Source organism: Halobacteriovorax sp. (assembly GCF_048381875.1).
In the GTDB taxonomy this organism is placed as follows: domain Bacteria; phylum Bdellovibrionota; class Bacteriovoracia; order Bacteriovoracales; family Bacteriovoracaceae; genus Halobacteriovorax_A; species Halobacteriovorax_A vibrionivorans.
This window is the reverse complement of the sequence record NZ_JBLXBP010000002.1, coordinates 749,229-770,345: the sequence shown is the minus strand read 5'-3', so window position 1 is coordinate 770,345 and position 21,117 is coordinate 749,229. Positions and strand designations below refer to the sequence as shown.

Below are 21,117 nucleotides of genomic sequence, written 5' to 3'. Positions count from 1 at the left end.
AAATGGGTAAATTTCTTTAATTTGTCTTACATTCCGTTCATTTTGCGTCGCAATTTTTTGTCGATTCCCGTGGTTTTTGGTAGATTATTGCGATGGATTTAATGCAGATAATAAATAAATTGACGTTGGCCTTACCAGGCTTCTTACTGGCAATCTCGTTTCATGAGTTTGGTCACGGATGGATGGCCAAGAGATATGGAGATGATACGGCCGATAGACTTGGGCGCTTAACTTTAAATCCAGCTCCACATATTGATCTTGTGGGAACAGTTATCTTTCCACTTGTTGCTATTTTTGCTGGATGGATCCCATTTGGTTGGGCAAAACCAGTTCCTGTGGATGTTCGCCGCTTTAAAAATATTAAGTCAGGACTTTTTTGGGTTAGCTTTGCAGGCCCTGGAGCAAATTTGTTGCTGATGGTGTTTTCTGCTCTTCTTTTTGGAATGGTTTACGCCTATGTTCCTGCAACATTCTCACTGAAATCACAATTCATACAAATGCTTGAATACTCTGTAATGATTAATGTCGTCTTAGCAGTATTCAACTTGATTCCATTTCCGCCATTAGATGGCTCAAAGATGGTAGCAGCATACTTAGACTACAATACAGCACGCAAATATGAAGAGCTCCAAAGATTTAGCTTCGTTTTCATCCTAGTACTTTGGTTTACACCAATTTTAGGCTATGTGATTCGACCAGTAATGGGGCTTGGATTGATTTTAATGAATGGTTTTGCAGCTATTCTTTCCTAGCAATAGGATTTTGAGGGATTAACACATGTTAGACACAACGATTAAGGTTAAAACGGATACGTTTGATGGCCCCTTGTCTCTACTTCTTCTATTAATTCAGAAGGAGCAGATGTCAATTAAGGAGCTTGATCTTACAAAGATCACAAAGCAGTACCTGGATTATCTTGCAAATATGAAAGAGTTAAACTTCGATATTGCAGGTGATTATTTATTCTTAGCTGCAACTCTTGTTTTACTTAAATCTAAGAATGCCGTCACAGAAGAAGAGCAGGCAAAACTGCACAATCAATTGGGAGCAGAAGGCTCTCTTAATATCACTTCTCATGCAGAACTTGTTCGCCGCCTTGAGGAGTTAGCCCTTTATCAAAAAATGGGACAACGCCTGATGGAGCTACCACAAAAAGGTGTTGATATCTTTGTTAAGCCAAAGATTAATCGCAAAGAGATTGTAAACTCAATTCTTACACCAATGGATCTCGAGAAGTTAACTGATACGATGATTGACTTTATTTTCCGTCAAAATCGTAAGTACACGGTTGTTAAAAGAGATCGTTTATCGATTAAAGAAAAACTAGAATTCTTAAAGAGTTATTTATCAGTTGGTCAGAAAACTAATTTAGAAGAGCTTTTAGAAAACGATAGCAATAGTCGAATTGCAACAACGACTGGTGAGAGTACTGCAAAAGTTTCGGCCGATGGTAAGAATACGATTGATAACGTTGTTATCACTTTTATTTCATTATTAGAGCTAGCAAGACTTAAGCGACTAGAGATCTTTCAAAATGAAAACTTTGGTCAAGTCTATGTTGATGTTGTTAGATCACTCGATGACTTTGACGTAACTCAGGCAGATGGCTTTGAAGATGAAAATACAGCTGAGCAAATTGATGCTCAAGAACTAGAACAAGCAATACAACAATAGCATACATATTTAGAGAGATTTATGATGGAAAACAACACAATGAATGAAGATTTAAACTTAGAGTTTGTATCGACAGATGAAGAGATGCTTGAAGAGCTTGAGATGGCCCTTATGCCTTCAGATGATGATCTTGAGTATCCAGAAGAATACTTAAAATTAGAGTCAGACTTTGCAGATGAAAAACTTCAAGAAGATAAGCTTTGGAAGGCGAGAACTGGCCTTAACGAAGAGACAATTTGTGGTGCAATTGAAACAATTGTTTTCATGAGCGATAAGCCTGTTCCATTAATGAAGATTAAGGCTCTAATTGATGATGATATTCCTCTGAGAGTAGTTCACGAAGCAATTTCAAGACTTCAGGAAGAATACGAGTTAAAGCATCATGGTATTCGACTGCAAGAAGTTGCTAATGGTTATCAATTTAGAACGAAAGCAACTTTCTCTAAATATGTTCAAGATTTATTTAAAATTAACGAGCTTGTTTTATCTCCAACAGCTCTTGAAGTACTCGCTATTATTGCTTATAAGCAGCCAGTTTCAAAAATTGAAGTTGAAAAGATCCGTGGTGTTGATAGTTCTCATATTGTGCGCGGACTTATGGATAAGAGACTTGTTAAAGTTGCAGGACGCTCTGATGAAGTCGGTAGACCAGTTCTTTATGGAACGACTCCAGAGTTTTTAGAAGTATTTAATCTTGCAAATATTGATCAACTACCACCTGAGCACGAGCTATCTGAAATTGCTACTCAAGGTGTGGGGAAAATTGAAGATATTAAAACTCTTGTTAATGCTGACCTTAAGTCGCGCTTTGACCAAGATGAAATTGAAGAACTTGATAATATTGCAGCATCAATTAAGTCGATTGATTCTGAAACAGCATTTACAAAATCACTTAGAGTTCAAGAAAGAAAACGTAAAAAAGGGGAAGGAGATGAAGTATCTCTAACTGCCTTTGACCTACTTGAGCAGCATCTTGATAATTCTCTTGTTACTGGTGCTAATAAAGAGTCAGCTAGCTCTGAAATATTCACGGCCATTACTTGTCCTGAAGTTATTGAAGATCTTTCTAAAGGTCCATTTAATGTACCTGAAGAAGAGGAAGATGACTTTGAAATGATCGATCTAGATTCTGGTGAAGTCATAAAAGATGAGCCAATAGAATTTGAAGATAATAATGAAGATGAGTCTGAGATAGAGGCACAAGAAGTTGAAGCTCAAGATTCTGTTAATGAGGCCCTTAGTGAAGTGGCCGAAGCAATCTTAACTCCTGAATCAACTGAGAAGAAAGTTGAGGAAGTTGAAGAAATTGCAATTATTGATGAAACGAAAACGGATAATGAAGCCAATGAGCTGGCCCAGGCCCTTGATGATGCCTTTTCTAAACTTTTTGGTGGAGAGACTTCACTACCTCAAGATGAGATGGCCGTTGACCTTGATGATAGCATCAATGAAACAACTCAGAATTTAATTAATGGGGCCCGTGATTTGGATCTGGACCTTGATTTCTTAAATAACAAGGACTTAGAAGATTCAGACTCACGTCCTGAGTAATATATAATCAAGAAATAATTACTTAAATACTTGTAAAAGCTTACGTTTAGTTCTATCTATGCGTAAGCTTTTTCTTTATAACCTTTTAACCGCCGTGATGGCAGATAGGAGTATCAAATGTCTAAACTAGTACGTTTACAAAAATTTATTGCTGATTGTGGAATTACTTCACGTAGGAAGGCCGAAGATTTAATTGTTCAAGGTCGTGTGAAAGTTAATGGAATCACAATTAGAGAATTAGGAACAAAAGTAGCACCTGAAGTTGATGCGGTTGTAGTTGACGGTAAAGCAGCTGATCTTGGTGCTGTTGAAAAAATCTATATGGTTATGAATAAGCCTCGTGGTGTTATGACAACTGTTAATGACCCAGAAGGTAGAAAGACTGTTATTGATCTTTGTAAAGAGATCAGTGAAAGGATCTATCCTGTAGGTCGCCTCGATTACCTTTCAGAAGGTCTGCTTCTCATGACAAATGATGGTGATTTTGCAAACCTTGTTATTCACCCAAGTTCAGATTTAACTAAAGTCTATGAAGTTAAAATCTTTGGTGCTGTTAATGAATTCCTTCTTAAGAAACTAAGAGCTGGTGTTTATATTGATGGTGTTATGACAAAACCTAAGGCGGTTCGAGTTATTAAGCAACTTGAAACAAAGACTTGGTTAGAGTTTAGAATTACTGAAGGGAAGAATCGTGAGATTCGTCGTATGTGTGAAGGTGCGGGACTAACTGTTGATAAACTAAAGCGTGTTGCAATTGGTGGACTAACAGTTGATGGAATTGCTCCAGGTTCATATCGTTTAGTTTCAAAGAAGAGTCTTCTTGCTGCTATTGGTATCGATAACGTTGGTAATAAAACGGCAAAAGCTGTTGAATATATTTCAAGTAAAAAATCAGTAAACCTTAAAAAGAAAGGTCATCAAAACTGTACTGCAGCTGATGATAAGGCCTTCACTAAATTCAGAAAAGAAACATATTACAAATCATTAACTGATATTGCTGAGACTAAGAAGGCGAAAGAGAAAGAAATTCGTCGTCAAGCTTGGGAAGAAAAAGAAGCTGCTCATAAGAAGAGACAGGAAAAGAAGAAGGCTCGAATTGCTAAGAAAGAGCTTAATGAAAAACCAGTTCACGTTGAATTTGTTAAATAATAAAAAAAGCCGCTTATTAAAGCGGCTTTTTTTTAATCATTTATGGACATTTGGATATCTTCTATTCTTGTGTCAATTCTTAAGTCTTCACCATTTCGTCGAATATATCGATCGAGGTATTCTAATTGCCCATAAATTTCTTTATAGTCATTAGTTCCAAATTGTAGATCAACTAATGTTTCAGAATCATCTGTAATTAGTAAGTCAAAATAGAGGTAATCCTCTAGATTATCTTGTGGTAGGAGATCTGCAAGTATTTGCATAACATGGTATTCATTTCTTAATCTCTTGAGCTTCTTTGTGAACTTCTCCACTTTCTCTTGGTATGGAGAATCACTCTTAATAATATTGTAGAAGTACTCAGCTAACTTTTTTGATTTCCTTAAGTACTCACGCTCAAGTTGCCACGTGTAAAAGTGATCTGTCTTATGAAGGTGACGATTTGATAAACGAATAACGTCTTTACCTTTTAACTTTTCTTGCATGATTGAGATGAATTCTTCCAGAGTGTATTTATCAAATACTGAAAAGGCAGGGCCTTTAAAAATCATCTTAAGATTTGAACTAAAGTTAACGTATCTCCTCTCTAGTGAGATACTATCTAGTACATCCTTCTTGAAACGTTCAGGTACAATCCCTTCCAGAACCTTCTTATATCTTCTTTGCTCTGATTTTCTAAATTCATTGTCACGTCTTATGAAGTTCATCCCGACATTTAAAAATTTATGATCCTCATGAGAAGAAGTAAGGCCATAATAAGAGAGAACCTTTTCTTCTTTTGTATCAAAAATTTGAATTGTGATTTTGGATTCTGATCTCTTCGTATAATTAGGATAATAGAAGGCGATTGTAGAGCCATCTAATCTCTCGAAGTTGAATCGGTTGTTAATATAGTGGCCACGTGAGCTAAGCTTTAGAAAATCTAAGTCTAGAGTGACCCCTGATGAATTTGAGGTATAGCGGTTATGACCTTTAAAGACTCTTTCAACTCTTGGAGCTTCTAGGTCTTTGTCTGCAACTGCAAGACGATCGACATCTTCAAGGTTTACTACGTAGTAGCGATCAAGTAGATCTGTATTTAATGATTCAGCAAGAAGTTTTGCTTCTTTGAATTTGAATACATTATTGAATAGATTATTATAGACCTTACGAACTTCTTCATCTTTGAGATCAAAAACATAGTCAGATAGAATAATATTACCTTTTGTTTTCGATGTATCGAGTTTGATCCAGTCTATTTTATATTCATGATCAACATCAAATCCTAGAATTTCGAAGCTGAATAATTCGACACCAAAGCTACTTTTAAAACTAAGTCCTCTGGCCTTCTTCTTTTCTGCAATAATCTTAACTCTTACTTTTTGATCTTCAAGTTTATAGACTTGAATAAGAAATTCTCCTGCAAATGTATAAAAACCTGTTAGACCAGTTTTTAAGACAGGAGCAACGTCACTATATGAAAAACCCGTAGTAAGTGCCATTGAAGCCGGTATGGAAATGAAGTCTCCTTCATTTAAACGATCAACGTATTTTGCTCTAATAGGAAGCTTGGCAACGTTAAATGGTAGTGCCTTCATAGCATCAATCTTTTTAACATATTGACGTGAAATAATAACTTCGTTTTTACGATTCCCCTTTAAAAATAGAGGTGATTGTAATTCAGGAAAAAATGTTCTTTTGCTATCGTGATCTATTTTAAATTCAAATCTGTCACGTCTTGTGTATTGGCCTGGAATATAAGACTTGTCGACTTCGTATTCATACTTACCTTTCAAACTTAGGCCATCATATAAGTCGATCTTGAAGATATCGGTATCGAGGCTAATAGTTAAACTATTAAAAGCATCCACAAGATTACGCTTTATATTCTCTTTGGTTAGGTAATTCTTTAAAAAATAAGTAAACTTACTCTCTTTTTGTTCCTTCACTGGTTCTGAAATTTCAGGGTTTGCAGCAGAGGTCGTTAAACTAATTAAGAATAATGTGAGGATAGTGAATCGTTTCATTCTTAGGTTGTATCACATAACTAACTAATATAACTGTAGGTGTGTAAACCTTATCTATAGCTGTATATGTGTAAACGGCCGTAACATATTGAACTTATATAACAGTAATTTTTGGTGAGAATAATTAGAGTCAAAATAAGTCTCATTGTTTGTAAGGGAATTTGTTTATAGAAATGTTAGCAAAAGTAAAACATTGACATAAATCAATATAAAAAAAATCTCAATATCTCCGATAAGTCATCATAGTTACTAAGTTTTCAGTGAAAATCTCATTGATAAATATTTATGGGAAAGAACGTACCAAATATTTAGAGTGATATCACGGTGTTATAGTAGGAAATATACATTCCCCAGGAGATAAAGAAATGTACGATTTAAAGAAGTTCTCTTTCTTAATTGTGGACGACATGAGCACAATGAGAAAGATCGTTAAGAAGCTGTTGCGTGATCTAGGTGCTGACAAGTTTGTAGAGGCTGTTGATGGAAAAGATGCTTTAAAAAAGATTGTCGAAAACAAAGGTGGACCTCACGAAATCACATTTATTATCTCTGACTGGAGTATGCCAAATGCTACCGGACTTGATTTGTTAAAAACAATAAGAGGGAGTGAGAACTTCAAAGAAATGCCATTTGTTATGGTTACTGCCGAACAAGATGTTGCCCAAATTCAAGAAGCTATTGCAAGTGACGTTGATGGATACGTAATTAAACCATTCGACTCAGATTCTTTTAAAAAGAGACTGTCGTTAGCACTGAAAAAAAGGTTCCCACAAGGATAACGAGGAGAGCTTGTAATGGGCATGGTAGAGAGGATTACCAAAAACCACTTTTCCGTATTAGTCTTTTCGGGAGATATCGATCAGGATTGTGTTAAGTCACTTGCAATGATCTTTGATGCTATCTTAGAAGATGAAAAGGATAAGTTGATTATACTAGACTTCAAAAAAGTCGAGTATATCTCACCAAATATTTATAATGAGATTTTTAGGTTATTTTCTTCTGCGCAGGAAAGAAAGATCTTAATTTATACAATCAATGCAAAGCCAAAGCTAGTTAGAGAATTAAAGAGTGATTTCGTTGATCAGAAATTCAATTTTACAGACTCAATTACTAGTAAGTTAGAAGAACTTAATCTTAAAAAGAAGAGAATTGTTCTTGATGTAAACTTTGTAAATCCATTTATTCAAGCAGCTATTGATACTTTTGGAGTTCAGGCAAATTTGAAGGTTTTACCTGGGAAAGTCTCTAAGGCCAAGGACTTTGAAAGTTATGAAATAGGAATAATTGGATCAATTGATATTCAAAATGAGGCGTTTGAAGGAAGATTACTGATTTGTTTTCCCGATGCTGTATTCATTAGTATTTATAATGCCATTTTTGGTGAAGAGTATATGGAACTTAATGAAGATGTGAAGGACGCTATTGCTGAATTCACAAATATTACTCTTGGGCAGGCCAAGGCCACACTAAATCAAAATAAAGGAATTGTCATAGACCGAGCGATACCATCAGTTTTACTGAGAGAAAACTTTGATGAGATTGAATTAAACAAATATGAATCACTAATGATCCCTTTAGCAACTAAAATGGGTTCATTTTATATTTATATTCTCCTAGGTGTTAACGAATAGTTAATAACTTAGGTTTTGAATGAAATGATAAGTATTTAAGAAGTAAAGATTATTTACAGAAAGTTTTAATAAGTGCCCAAAAACACTAATTTATTTTTCAATATGTCCGAAAAATAGATGAGATAAAAACCAAACGAGATGTGATTTATGGATGAGTTTGAATTAGAATTAAAAATGGATTTCCTTGAAGAGGCAATTCAGCTTCTAGAAGACTGTGAGGAATCTTTCCTTGAACTTGAGTCAGGTGTTGAAAACCCTGATGATCATGTTGATAAGATTTTCCGTCTTGCTCACAACCTTAAGGGGACTTCAAGGGCCGTTGAGTTTAGTGATGTGGCAGAGTTCACACACGAAATGGAAGAGTTGATTTTAAAAGTTAAGAAAGGAGAGGTGGAAATCTCTGCTGATGTAATTGATGTCTTTCTAAAATGTTCTGACCATTTAAATCATATGATCGTAGGCCTTAGAGAAGATATTGAGGCCCGTTTTGAATCCGATGAAATTATTGAACTTATCAAATCCGTAGGTAGTGCTGACTTTGAGCATGAGGAATTAAAAATATCAAATCTTCCTGAGGAGTCTGAAGACTTTAACGAGGAAGTCGTTGCTGAAGATGATTCGCATGAGTCTGAGGACTCTGATGATCTTGAGGAAGAAGAGTTAGAAGAGATTTTTGCTAGCGATGAAGATGGTGAAGATGAGGAAGCGCTAGCAACTCGTCCAAGTAATGACGATATCAGCGATCTAGACCGCCTCTTATATGGTGATGCCGCTGGTGAAGAAGTGGACTTAATAGCACCTGTTAGTGCAGAGAAGCCGCAAGAAAATGTTATTCCTATTGAGTCTGTAAAGAAAGAAGAGTCAGCTAAAAAAGAAGAGAAGAAAGCAGAACAAAAGGTAGAGCCAAAACAGGCTGCTGCAGCTCCTAAAAAAACAGCTAAGCCAGAAGAAACAATTCGAATTGGTGTTAGCCGAGTTGAAAAATTAAATAACTATGTTGGAGAGCTTGTTATTCTTCAAACAGTACTTAGTGAATGTGATGATCTAGTTATTGATGATCATGTACGTAAGAGTGTGAGCCACTTAGCAAAAATCACAAAAGAAATTCAAGATATCTCTATGAAGATGAGAATGGTTCCATTAAAGACGACATTCTCAAAACTACAAAGAATTGTAAGAGATACATCAAAGGCCCTTGGAAAAAAAGTAAATTTAAATATTGTTGGAGAGGACACTGAAGTTGATAAGAATATCTTAGAGCAACTTTCTGACCCTCTTGTCCACATCGTTAGAAATGCTGTTGACCACGGGCTTGAAGCAACTAGCGACGATCGCCTTGCTGTCGGTAAATCTGAAAAAGGTGAAATCCAAATTAAAGCATATCACGAGGGTAATAGTCTTGTGATTGAAGTTAATGATGATGGAAAGGGAATTGACCCGGCCGTTATCAGAAATAAAGCAATTGAAAAAGGTATTATTAAAAGCACCGATAAAATTGCAGATCAAGATGCCATAAATCTAATTTTTGCTCCAGGATTCTCAACTAAAGAAGCAGTAAGTGAGATTTCAGGACGTGGTGTTGGAATGGATGTTGTTAAAAGAAATATCCAAGACATCTCTGGTGCTGTTGAAGTTAAGTCCGTATTAGGAAGTGGTTCTGTTTTTAGAATTAAACTACCACTTACAATGGCAATTATTGAAGGAATGGTAACGAGAGTTGGTAGTGAAAACTACGTCGTTCCACTTAATTTAATCCATGAGACTTTATCTGTAACAGAAGAAAATTATCGCAAGGTAAATAATGTTGGTGGTTGTGTTGTTCTTAGAGGACAAGTAATGCCTGCCTTCAGATTAAGTAAGTTACTAGGACATAAGCCACAAGAAGATAATAAGAATGAAATTGCTCTTGTTGTTAGAACAGAAGATATGGACTTCGTTATTATTGTAGATGATGTTTTAAGAAGACAACAAGTTGTTATTAAGAGTTTAGGTAATGACATAAAAAATACGCAAGGCTTTATGGGAAGCTCTATCTTGGGTAATGGTAAGCCAGCTTTAATCTTAGATCTAAAAGAATTAGTGGTTGATAAAGTCGCAAAAGTAAAAAATAAAAGTTCAATAAGAAATGTCGCTTAATTTAAGCATTTGATGTGGGGATATTATGGAAAAAGAAATGACAGATGTAACACAAAGATACTTAGAATTTAAACTTGGAGAAGAGCACTACGCAATTCCTCTGTTACAAGTTAGAGAGTTAATCTCTTTACCAGAGACGACTAGTGTACCATTTAGTCCAAAGTATTATGTAGGTATTATGAATCTTAGAGGTCAAGTTATCTCTATTATTGATATGCGTACAAGACTTGGTGTACAGCCTTCAGAGTCAAATGAAGAGGCCGTAATTATCGTAGAGTTTGGAGAATTATGCCTTGGAATAGTTGTGGATAATATTTGTAAAGTTCTTCCTGTTGATGAGGATAAAATTCAAGAAGTTGCATCAATTGAAACGAAGAAAAGAGATCGTCTAAATCGCGTTTATCGACATAGTGAAACAGATACTCTTATTCAGCTTGTTGAACTGGAGTCAATTTTAAATATTGACGAGTTAACTGGCTTAGCAAAAAAAGCAGCTTAATAGAGAAAAGATAAAACAAAATTTTGGGGAAAATTATGTCAAAGACAAAACTGTCAATGAGTAAGAAGACAATTCTTAGTTTCTTAGGGATCTTTCTTATGTTTGGTATTGGTTTAGGTATTGCAATCTACTCTTTTAATGGGTTAGTTGCAAGTCTAAGTGATACGATTCATAAAGATCTTGAAAAGAAAGATTCTTTTCGAATTGTAGCAAAGAATATCGTTGAACAAATCTCATATGAAAAAGAGTTTGTGATCACTAAAGATGAATTTGCAGCAGAACAGTTTCATGAGTTTTCAAGTTATAATGATAAATTACTTAATAAAATAAAGGAAACGAAGTTTGACTTTGCTGCTGAGGTCGATTGGCCAGCAATAGATAAAGCCTATTTAGCATATAAAGACAATTTCAAAGAAATTGCTAGGCATACTAAGATTGAAGGTGATTCTAAAGATGGATTAAGAGGAGAGCTTAGAAGTTATGCTCAGGACATCGAGGAGAATATTAAAAACTATAACCTGGGTGATTCCTTTATGGTTTCTCTCCTAACTCTAAGAAAATATGAAAAGGATTTTCTCATTATAAGAACTGAGAAATATGTTAAGCGTGTAATGGCCGAGTCACAAAGAATCAAAGATGAGCTAGTTAAGAGAAATTATAAGAAATATATTGTCGATGACTTTAGTAAAGCCGTTGATGGATATGTAAGCACATTTAAAAAATTATATGACAATCAACTTGAATTAAATCGTCACATGAAATTATCACAAGAGTATGCTGGAAAGACAATCGTTCTCATTGATGGTGTTGTAAATCTTGTGGATAAGAGAATTGAAGAAAAAGTTGCTGGGATTAAGGTAAAGGAAAATCAAGTCACTTATACTGTTCTAGGTTTATTTGGAGTTATTGCTCTATTTGCATTCGGTTTCCAATATAACTTCTCTAAATCAATTAAAGCAATTGTTGATCTAAGTGTGAGATTGAGAGAGTCATCACAAGTAACTGCAAAATCGAGTACTAATATGTCGATGGCCTCTTCTAAGGTTTCGTCTTCTGTAACGGAGCAAGCAAGTGCTATTCAGGAAACTGTTGCAACATTAAATGAAATCTCAGCAATGGTAAATAAGAGTGTTGAGAGTGCAAGAACATCAACTGAGAAAGCTGATGAGTCTCAAAAGGTTGCTCAGGAAGGTAAGCTTGCCGTAAATGATATGGTAAATGCTATTGATCAAATCAACGGTAATAATGAAGATATCATGAAAGAAATGAGCCGTAGTAACGAAGAGATCGTTAAGATCGTTGACGTTATTAAGGAAATTTCAGAGAAAACAAATGTTATTAACGATATTGTTTTCCAAACAAAGCTATTATCTTTTAATGCCTCTGTTGAAGCGGCTAGGGCCGGTGAACATGGGAAGGGATTTGCTGTTGTTGCTGAAGAGGTCGGTAATCTCGCTCAAATGAGTGGAAACGCTGCACTTGAGATTGAGGATCTACTTGGTGGATCAATTAAGAAAGTACAATCCATTGTAGAAGAGACACAGCGAAATGTTGAATCACTTATTAAAGATGCAAAATCTAGTGTTGAAAGAGGTGTAGACGTATCTGAAAGTTGTGGGAGAATTCTTGACCAGGTTGTTGGCAATGTTGAAGCTGTTACTAAGTTAATGGCCGAAATCTCTACAGCATCTCAAGAACAAGCAGAAGGTATTAATAATATCACTGTAGCAATGAATCAGTTAGATGAAGTTACTCATTCTAATTCAACGATTGCTCAAGAGACGTCTGGGTTTGCAGATAGCTTATCTGAACAGACTACTATCTTAAATAATATTGTTGAAGAACTAGAAAGTGAAGTACTTGGAGGCAAAGTTCATGTAAGCCAAGTATCAAAAGATGATTTAATTGATTCTATTGGAACGACTAGTTTTGAAACAGAAGATACTTATCACTCAACAGCAAGTCACTCTGTAAAAACAGAGGAAGACTTTCCAAGTTTTGAGCCAGAGATTGTTGAAGAAGATAGTTATGAACAAGTAGCTATTGTCGAAACAGCTGATGATCCTGTTATGGAAGTATCAAGTGAAGAATATCCTAGTGAAGATGATGATCGATTTGATAAAGCGGTTTAAGAAGAAGTAGTTGAGAGATAGAGATAATGGGTAGTTTAGCAAAAAGCTATATTGAGATTGCTGACGTTATGGCAAAAGAGAGTGGAGCGCATTTTACAGCGCAAAACAACGCCATGATTAAATCTCGTATTGATAAGAGAATCGTTGAATTAAAATTGAATGGTGTTGATGAATATTTAACTCTCATCAAAAAACCAGGCAATCAAGAAAAGAATGCTCTTATATCGCTACTAACTACTCATTACACTTTCTTTATGCGTGAAAAGGGCCATTTTGATTTTATTGTTAAATCATTGCCTAAAATAATTGAAAGAGCAAAATCAAAAGGTCGCAAGAAGCTTAGTATATGGTGTGCTGCTTGTAGTAAAGGTGACGAAGTCTATAGTCTGGCGATGGTGTTAAAGTATCATCTTAAAAAAATTGATCCGAGTTTTACATTTGAAATTTTGGGGACAGATATTTGCGAAGCATCTATTAAGCATGCTCTAAAGGGTGTGTATTATTGGAAAGAACTGCAAAAAGTACCAAAAGAGTATCTTGCCGGGAATTGGTATAGGGGAAGTGGAGATATTTCTGACTTTGTAAAAGTTAGTGATGATCTTAAGAAATATTGTCGTTTTAAGACACATAATCTTGTAAATGATGATAGTCCTGAATATAAAGAAGAATTTGACTTTGTTCTTTGTCGTAATGTTTTTATATATTTTAATGAAGCGCAAATTAACAAGGTCATGAAAAGTCTTAATAGGTGTATTGTTAATAAGGGATACCTATTTCTTGGCTTATCCGAAACATTATTAAAATATGAAGGTTTCCAAAATATTGGCCAGTCCATATTTTTTAGAACTGATACTGATGTAAATTCACCAGTTCAACTTAATAAAAGTGCAAAGAAACGAATTCTGATTGTAGATGATTCGGCAACTGTTAGAAAGCTTATTAAGAAATGTCTTGTGGATAATAATGATTTTGAAATTGTTGGAGAGGCAGTAGATGGTCAAGATGGCCTTGATAAGATTAAAGAGCTTAGGCCAGATGTTATCACTCTTGATATTAATATGCCTAAAATGTCTGGTCACGAAGTAATTAAGCGACTGCCAAGTAATCTGAAGGTAGAAACAATTTTAATTAGTTCTGTAAGTAAGAGTGATGGTGATATTGTTATGAGGTGTCTTGAAGATGGTGCCTTTGATTATATAAAGAAGCCATCTTTTGACGATATCTTCAATTTCAAAAAAGCCTTAACGGAAAAAATTAATCTTGCTTATAGTAGTATTGTAAAAAGTAAGAGAGGACGTTTATCAAGTTGGCAAGGTCAAGGTACTTTCAATTTCCAAGAAGGACAGCTTATTGCTATTGGGGCCTCGACAGGTGGAACAGAGGCAATTAAACAATTGTTACTTACTATGCCAAAACAATTTCCACCTATTTTAATTGTTCAACATATTCCACCAGTTTTTTCTACTGCTTTTGCAAATAGGCTTAATGAATTATGTCCATTTACCGTAAAGGAAGCAGTTGATGGAGAGGAATTAAAAAATAATACCGTCTATATTGCACCTGGAGGAATCCATATGGGTGTAATAGGAACTAAGAACTTAGCTATCAAGCTAGATGAGGAAACACCACTATATTCAGGTCATAAACCTAGTGTTGATTACCTTTTTGAAAACTTAGCAAAAGTTAAATCTCATTGTGTTACTGCTGCATTATTAACAGGTATGGGAGCTGATGGAGCTAAGGGATTATTAAAACTAAAAGAAAATAAATCATTTACGATTACACAAGATGAAGACACATCGGTTGTTTATGGTATGCCGAAAAAAGCATTCGAACTTGGTGCATCCTGTGAGTCATTGGCCCTTGATAAGATAACCGACAAGATCTTATCAAAGATAAAATAGAAAAGAGGAGTTTGGGGGACGTATGAAAAAACAATGGACTATTAAAAAGCAATTAATTGCTTTGTCTGGAACAATGCTTTTAATTCAATTAATTATTGCGGCCGTAGGATATACTTCTCTTACTTCCGTAAAATCACATCTATACACAGTTTTCTCAAAAAGACTTCCAGGTATTGATGCATTAGTACAGGCAGATAGAGATTTTCAACAGATGCTTGTGGCAGAAAGGTCTCTTTTATTAGATGGCCTAACTGCAGAGCAAAAGAAGTCTTTTGCACAAGATTATTTCGATAACAAACAACAAGTTGTTGACCGCTTTAATAAGTATCAAAAGTTCGCTAACACTCAAGCTGAAAAAGAAATTTCTGCTGGCTTTGAAAAAAATATTGCCTCTTTTGAAAAAGCTGCAAAGGCGCATTTTGCAATCGATGGTAATGGGGATTTACCAGCAGGCACTTCTAAGGCGGAAATTAGAAAGCATTCTCTTACAACATTAAATACATCTTTTGAAAATGCCCGTGAAGACTTAAATAAGTTACAGGAACTTATTATGAGTATGGGGTCAGCAGAGTTTAAAGAGGCTGATAAAACATACTCTCGTTCAGTTTTCTTAATGACATTTATTTCAATATTCAGCTTTATTGGTTCGATCTTTATTGCTGTCTTCATGGCCCGTAAAATTGATAGTCGTATTAATGGAATTGTTGATTCAATTTCAACTGAAGGAAATAATCTGGATGCAGTTTCAAAAACATTTAGTAGCCGTTCTGTAGCATTGAGTTCTATATCTGAACAATTATCTGCTGCAGCTACAGAAACATCGAGCTCTCTTCATGAAATATCTCAAATGATTAAGAGCAATACAGATGGATCAAATAAAGTAGCTCATCTAATTCAAGAGAGTCAGGGACTTGTAAATGATGGTGTTGGTTATCTTTCTGATCTTGCTCAAGGTGTAAAAGAGGTTGACTTTAGTACGACTGAATTAGCAACGACTGTAGAAAAAAGTAATGAAGAGCTAAATGAAATTGTTAAAGTATTTGAAGAGATTAACGTTAAAACGCAAGTTATTAACGATATTGTGTTTCAAACGAAGCTCCTTTCTTTCAATGCTTCTGTAGAAGCTGCTAGAGCAGGAGAGAATGGTAAGGGCTTCTCAGTTGTCGCTGAAGAAGTTGGTAACCTTGCAAAAATGAGTGGTGAATCAGCTGATGAGATTTCAAAGCTTCTCGTCGATAGTTTAAAGAAAGTTTCACAGATTGTTGAAGACTCAAGTCGTCAAGTTAATAATTCTTTAAATGCAAGTAAGGATAAAATTAATAAGAGTGTTGAGATTAGTAGCCAGTGTCAGAAAGTTTTTGGACAAGTTATTAATAACTTTGATGAAGTAGCTGCAAACTCAAATGAGGTTGCATCAGCATCAAAAGAACAACTTATTGGAGTCGAAGAAGTTAGTAAGGCAATGCAGGAAATTTCGAGTTCTGCTAGTCAGACAAGTCAATCTGCTCATGACCTTAAAGCTGCTTCAACAGATCTAAGTCAGTCAGTAGTAAATATTGGTGGTAATATTACTAACTTAAAAACATTAATTACTGAGAATACCTCTTTTGTAAGAAAAGGCGAAGTGATCAACTTTATGCCAAAAGCAAAGAAGGCTTCACCGAAGAATAATAAAGCCGCTTAAAATATCATTTAGGGGTAACTCATTTATGAGTTATCCCTAATATAATCCTAAAAACTTCCACCAAATACCGCCTACTATCATCCAGATCGCAATATTTACGATAGAAATAATAAATCCATTTTCCACCATTCACTTAATTCCACATATTACTTTGACCAAATCAGTGGTTTTTATTGATGCCATTCGATATTCATACTGCTTGCAATTTAACTTTTTATTAGGGAGAATTCGGCCATGAAAATTTTAGACTATCATGCGCACCTATATTACGACGAAGAAACTTATGAAAAAGCATTAAGAGTTATTAATAAAGCTCGAGATCTCAGCTATATTCAGGTTGGAAGGGCCCATCAAAAAGAGGTTGGTCCTCATCCTCGATGGAGTTGTCAGTTTCTTTTTTCTAAAGAAAAGCTTAATGATTTTATACCTTGGCTTTTTGAAAATAGAGATGAATTAACAGTTTTCTTACACGCTAACACTGGTAATGATTATCTTGATCATACTCAAAATACTTTATGGATGGGTGAAGTTTTAAGTTTGAAACTAGATATGTTTAATAAATAAGATCTCTCTCAAAGCCTATAAATACTATGTGTTACAGTTCTACTAAAATTGTGGGAAAACGTAAAAGTGTCATAAGTCATTACGTGATGACTTTAAAAAGCTCATTATCATGGCCAAAGAAGTGGAAGTGAAATGTGTTGACCCGGATGTCCCAAAAGAAATTTCAACATTCTTATTACGCTTTTGGGTCACTATTGAGGCATTGATACAAAAAGAAGAAGGGACCATATTTCCATTAATCTTAGATGATCGTGTAGATGAAAGTTATGGTGACATACAAGAGGTATTAGCAGTACATCGCTGTTTTGAAAAAGAATTACAACCATTAATTGATGAAGTGTTGAACTATGAAGTTGCGACAAAAAGTTGTGATTTATGGAAGAACTTAGTTGAGAGAACACGTCTTTTTGTTGAAGATCTACAGGCCCATGTTAAAAAAGAAGATCGTTTTTTAAAAAAAACAATTGTTATCTTTGATAGCGAGTCAATTGATGAGCTCGATTTAGAACTTGAACTTGAGCTTGAAGTCAGTTAGTGAGGTCATATTTTATCAATAAAATATTTGTGCAAACAAATTAATCTTACAAAGAAAAACTCTTTAATTTCATCGGCTTAATAACTTTGTAGTTTAAAAGCTTGTACCAAATTTACCATGATGAATATCATATTACTTGCGCCGCATTAAGTTAGAATAAGAAGCTAAGTATAGTTGTCTTGTCAAGGGTGTAAAAGTGAGTGCTGAATTCAAAGCCAAAGTAGAAGAGTTAATCTCTTATCATCAAATTATTCGAAATGAGTTTAAAACATTAATGCGTAGATCATATGAAATTGAAGAGAAGTACCAAGATGATCCAAATATTCCAAAAGGACTTTCTAATTTCTTCATCCGTTTTTGGATTACTATAGAAGCAGATATGCAAAAAGAAGAGTCTCATTTATTTCCTCTTCTTTTATCAGATGAGCTAGAAGGCTGTGAGGATATTAAAGAGATATTAGAAGGGCATGAAGAGCAGGAGCTAGAATTAAAAGAGTTAATGGCAAAGGTTCAGGGATACGAATTATGTGGTGAAGTAAATAAAGAGTGGACTGAATTTGTTAAAGATATCAAGAGAGTTGTTTTAGGAATTAATATTCACATGGATCGAGAAAATGAAATTCTCTTTGAATATCTTTGTGAAGTTGAAGAGTCTAGCTCTTTACTAGCTTGTTCTTAAAATAGAAAGACACCAAACTCTTGTAGTAATAACTTAACAGAGGAAGAGATTGATTTCTTTGATGGTGTTACTGCCCAAATTGGGATTGATTGTTGTGTGTAGTCGCTTAGAAGTGGTAGTAGAGTTTTATTTCTAATATGGTCTAAAACATAAACACCTGGGAGTTTACAAATACCTAAGCCTTGAAGAGAAGCGTTCATGATGGCCCTGCCGTTTGAACTTCTAAAGTTTCCTCTTATTGAAACTTTTTCATTTCTACTCTCATGAGTAAAGCTCCACTTTTCATTGCTACCAATTAGACAATTGTGGTTAATAAGTTCTTTTGGTTTTTTTGGAATACCAAATTTACTTAAGTAGTTTGGAGAAGCACACACAAATTCTTTTCTTTCTGAAATCTGTATGGCAAATCCCTTTGTGGGTTTTTTTTCAGCGACTCGAATTGCAAGATCATATTCATGAGTTGTTATATCCACAAGATCTGTGGAGAAGTCTAATTCCGCTTCTATTCCTGGATGCTTTAATAAGATATTTGATATCATTGGTGCGATAACATCTTCTCCGTATGCACCAGCTAAAGAAATTCTAATCTTACCTTTGGTGTCTTTTACTGTTTCTTTAGAAATCTTAGTAAATCTTTCTATTTCTTCGATATGATTTGCACAAGTTTCGAAGTATTTTTTACCAAAATCAGTAAAGTCAATAAAACGGGTATTTCTTTTTAAGAGAGGCTGACCGAGCTTTTCTTCTAGCTCCTTAACAGACTTACTCAAATGTGAGCGAGAAACCTTGAGCGCTTCTGCTGCCTTTGTAAATGAGCGGAATTGTGCAACTTTGATAAAGCTATAAATATGGGTAAGATCTTTCATTGTTTCCATATGTAAACAATCTGTATCAGTATGTCACAATTGTCAACAATTAGGTTTTTAGCTATAATAATTACTTAAAATTTAGAAAGTTAATCGGAGGTATATATGAAAGTAAAAGCAGCTGTTGCTTGGGGCCCAAATGAGCCACTTAAAATAGAAGAAGTTGATCTAGAAGGACCAAAGAAAGGCGAAGTTCTTGTTAAGATGCACGCAACTGGTGTTTGCCATACTGATGCATATACGCTCTCTGGTGCGGATCCTGAAGGGCTTTTTCCTGTAATTCTTGGCCATGAAGGTGGTGGGGTTGTTGTTGAAGTTGGTGAAGGCGTAACAAGTGTAGAAGTTGGTGATCATGTTATTCCTCTATACACTGCTGAATGTGGTGAATGTAAAATGTGTAAGTCTGGAAAGACCAATCTTTGTTCTTCTGTAAGAGAAACACAAGGTAGAGGTTTGATGCCAGATGGGACAAGCCGTTTCTCTAAAGATGGTAAAATGATCCATCACTATATGGGAACTTCTACTTTTGCTGAGTACACAGTTGTTGCTGAAGTTTCACTAGCAAAAGTAAGTAAGGAAGCTCCACTTGATAAGGTATGTCTACTAGGTTGTGGTGTTACGACTGGTATCGGTGCCGTATTCAATACAGCGAAGGTTGAAGAAGGTGCAACAATTGCAGTTTTTGGACTAGGTGGTATCGGACTTTCAGTTATCCAAGGTGCCAAGATGGCCAAGGCCGGAAGAATTATTGCAATTGATATTAATGACGATAAGAAAGAGATGGCCATGAAATTTGGTGCAACTGACTTTGTTAATCCAAAAAAATATGACAAGCCTATCCAAGAAGTTATTGTTGAATTAACTGATGGTGGAGTTGATTACTCTTTTGAGTGTGTTGGTAATGTTGAGCTTATGAGATCTGCTCTTGAGTGTTGTCATAAAGGTTGGGGTGAGTCGATCATTATCGGTGTTGCTGGTGCTGGACAAGAGATTAGTACTCGTCCATTCCAACTAGTAACTGGACGTGTTTGGCGTGGTAGTGCTTTTGGTGGTGTAAAAGGAAGAACGGAACTTCCAGGCTACGTTGATCGTTATATGTCAGGAGAAATCAATCTTGATGATCTTGTAACTTTCAAACTTCCACTAGAAAAAATCAATGAAGCTTTCGATCTAATGCACGAAGGGAAGGCCATTAGAACAGTTATTGATTTTAACACTGAAGGGTAAGCTATGAGCTTTGAAAAAGTAAAGAGTCATAAATCTTTTGAAGGGGAGACAGCTTTCTGTCTCCACTCATCAAGTGTAACAAAAACAGATATGAAGTTTTCGTACTTCAAACCTAAGACAGATAAAGTTGAAAATATCATTATTTGGTTATCTGGACTTACTTGTAATGAAGAAAACTTTATTACAAAAGCAGGAGCTCAGCTTCATCTTGCAAATACTAATACAATGATTGTTTGTCCTGATACCTCACCAAGAGGACTTGATCTTCCTGGTGAGCATGATAGTTATGATTTCGGTTCTGGCGCCGGTTTTTATCTTAATGCCACAACTGAAGGATATAAAGATCATTATAATATGTATGACTATATTGTGAGTGAACTCATTCCAATGCTTAAGGATGAATTTAAGCCTGAGAACTTTTCAATCACAGGTCATTCAATGGGGGGACACGGAGCTCTTGTTATTGGTTTAAGAAACCCTGATCTTTTTAAAGCGATATCTGCATTTTCTCCAATTGTTAATCCTACATCAGTAGCTTGGGGAGAAAAAGCGCTCACTGGTTATCTAGGTGATGATCGTGAAGCATGGAAAGCATACGATGCTTGTGAGCTTGTAAAAAGTGGGAAGCGTCATGTTAAGAAAATCTTAATTGAACAAGGTTTAGCTGACGAATTCTTTGAGGGACAACTTAAAACTAAGAACTTCGAAGATGTTTGCACTGATAATAATCAGGATTTACAAGTTAATTACCGTGAAGGTTATGACCATAGTTACTACTTCATTGCTAGTTTCATTGGCGAGCATATAAAACATCTAATTTCATGATATAAGCCTCCTTTTTGGAGGCTTTTTTACTTTCTTATATTTGTAACATTAGAAT

17 protein-coding genes and 1 pseudogene are annotated in these 21,117 nt (G+C 35.2%); 16 read left to right on the top strand and 2 right to left on the bottom strand.

Annotated elements, in window-relative coordinates; all coding sequences use genetic code 11:
• The first annotated feature begins 119 nt into the window (after nt 1-119).
• From ACN5L8_RS08005 to ACN5L8_RS07990, 4 genes are all read left to right on the top strand, one after another.
• Nucleotides 120-752: a site-2 protease family protein gene (locus ACN5L8_RS08005; protein WP_158536875.1), complete on the top strand. Its 633-nt coding sequence runs from the start codon at nt 120-122 to the stop codon at nt 750-752.
• Nucleotides 753-777: 25 nt separating this feature from the next.
• Nucleotides 778-1,674 carry a segregation and condensation protein A gene (locus ACN5L8_RS08000; RefSeq protein WP_115362084.1) on the top strand — a complete coding sequence of 299 codons (897 nt, stop codon included), beginning with the start codon at nt 778-780 and terminating at the stop codon, nt 1,672-1,674.
• Between the two features lie 21 nt (nt 1,675-1,695).
• Nucleotides 1,696-3,225 carry an SMC-Scp complex subunit ScpB gene (scpB, locus tag ACN5L8_RS07995; protein WP_334678751.1) on the top strand — a complete coding sequence of 510 codons (1,530 nt, stop codon included), beginning with the start codon at nt 1,696-1,698 and terminating at the stop codon, nt 3,223-3,225.
• 117 nt (nt 3,226-3,342) lie between these two features.
• On the top strand, nt 3,343-4,374 hold the full coding sequence (locus ACN5L8_RS07990; RefSeq protein ID WP_115362080.1) for a pseudouridine synthase: 1,032 nt from the start codon (nt 3,343-3,345) through the stop codon (nt 4,372-4,374).
• Between the two features lie 32 nt (nt 4,375-4,406).
• On the opposite strand, the gene ACN5L8_RS07985 is transcribed toward ACN5L8_RS07990, so the two are convergent.
• Complete coding sequence (locus tag ACN5L8_RS07985; protein WP_419172786.1) at nt 4,407-6,380, bottom strand: hypothetical protein; 1,974 nt, start codon at nt 6,378-6,380, stop codon at nt 4,407-4,409.
• Nucleotides 6,381-6,745: 365 nt separating this feature from the next.
• Here ACN5L8_RS07985 and ACN5L8_RS07980 point away from each other — a divergent pair, with 365 nt between their 5' ends.
• The 10 genes and pseudogenes from ACN5L8_RS07980 to ACN5L8_RS07935 all read left to right on the top strand — a co-directional run bounded on the left by ACN5L8_RS07980 (nt 6,746) and on the right by ACN5L8_RS07935 (nt 18,144).
• Nucleotides 6,746-7,159: a response regulator gene (locus ACN5L8_RS07980; RefSeq protein WP_115362076.1), complete on the top strand. Its 414-nt coding sequence runs from the start codon at nt 6,746-6,748 to the stop codon at nt 7,157-7,159.
• Between the two features lie 15 nt (nt 7,160-7,174).
• Entirely contained in the window at nt 7,175-8,011 is an 837-nt protein-coding gene (locus ACN5L8_RS07975; RefSeq protein WP_115362074.1) for a chemotaxis protein CheX, read from the top strand.
• 147 nt (nt 8,012-8,158) lie between these two features.
• A complete protein-coding gene (locus tag ACN5L8_RS07970) occupies nt 8,159-10,147 on the top strand; it encodes a chemotaxis protein CheA (protein WP_419172785.1) in 1,989 nt (662 codons plus the stop codon).
• Nucleotides 10,148-10,172: 25 nt separating this feature from the next.
• On the top strand, nt 10,173-10,646 hold the full coding sequence (locus tag ACN5L8_RS07965; protein WP_115362070.1) for a chemotaxis protein CheW: 474 nt from the start codon (nt 10,173-10,175) through the stop codon (nt 10,644-10,646).
• 35 nt (nt 10,647-10,681) lie between these two features.
• Nucleotides 10,682-12,778, top strand: coding sequence for a methyl-accepting chemotaxis protein (locus tag ACN5L8_RS07960; RefSeq protein ID WP_419172784.1), 2,097 nt, complete (start codon nt 10,682-10,684; stop codon nt 12,776-12,778).
• 26 nt (nt 12,779-12,804) lie between these two features.
• Nucleotides 12,805-14,682 (top strand): chemotaxis-specific protein-glutamate methyltransferase CheB, encoded by a 1,878-nt coding sequence (gene cheB / locus ACN5L8_RS07955; RefSeq protein WP_115362067.1) that lies wholly within the window; start codon nt 12,805-12,807, stop codon nt 14,680-14,682.
• 22 nt (nt 14,683-14,704) lie between these two features.
• On the top strand, nt 14,705-16,366 hold the full coding sequence (locus ACN5L8_RS07950) for a HAMP domain-containing methyl-accepting chemotaxis protein (protein WP_419172783.1): 1,662 nt from the start codon (nt 14,705-14,707) through the stop codon (nt 16,364-16,366).
• A gap of 234 nt (nt 16,367-16,600) precedes the next feature.
• Nucleotides 16,601-16,930, top strand: a complete 330-nt coding sequence (locus ACN5L8_RS07945) for a DOPA 4,5-dioxygenase family protein (protein ID WP_419172782.1) — start codon at nt 16,601-16,603, stop codon at nt 16,928-16,930.
• 79 nt (nt 16,931-17,009) lie between these two features.
• Nucleotides 17,010-17,465, top strand: a pseudogene (locus ACN5L8_RS07940) (hemerythrin domain-containing protein); the annotation flags it as partial.
• A gap of 196 nt (nt 17,466-17,661) precedes the next feature.
• The gene (locus tag ACN5L8_RS07935) at nt 17,662-18,144 is read left to right on the top strand and encodes a hemerythrin domain-containing protein (protein WP_419172781.1); all 483 of its coding nucleotides are present in this window, start codon (nt 17,662-17,664) and stop codon (nt 18,142-18,144) included.
• Here ACN5L8_RS07935 and ACN5L8_RS07930 read toward each other — a convergent pair.
• The gene (locus ACN5L8_RS07930) at nt 18,141-19,019 is read right to left on the bottom strand and encodes a LysR substrate-binding domain-containing protein (protein ID WP_419172780.1); all 879 of its coding nucleotides are present in this window, start codon (nt 19,017-19,019) and stop codon (nt 18,141-18,143) included. The genes ACN5L8_RS07935 and ACN5L8_RS07930 overlap by 4 nt on opposite strands.
• A 96-nt stretch (nt 19,020-19,115) precedes the next feature.
• Between ACN5L8_RS07930 and ACN5L8_RS07925 the strand changes: the two genes are divergently transcribed.
• Both ACN5L8_RS07925 and fghA read left to right on the top strand, forming a co-directional pair.
• Entirely contained in the window at nt 19,116-20,237 is a 1,122-nt protein-coding gene (locus ACN5L8_RS07925) for an S-(hydroxymethyl)glutathione dehydrogenase/class III alcohol dehydrogenase (RefSeq protein ID WP_419172779.1), read from the top strand.
• Between the two features lie 3 nt (nt 20,238-20,240).
• Nucleotides 20,241-21,062 carry an S-formylglutathione hydrolase gene (gene fghA, locus ACN5L8_RS07920; protein ID WP_419172778.1) on the top strand — a complete coding sequence of 274 codons (822 nt, stop codon included), beginning with the start codon at nt 20,241-20,243 and terminating at the stop codon, nt 21,060-21,062.
• Nucleotides 21,063-21,117: the final 55 nt, after the last annotated feature.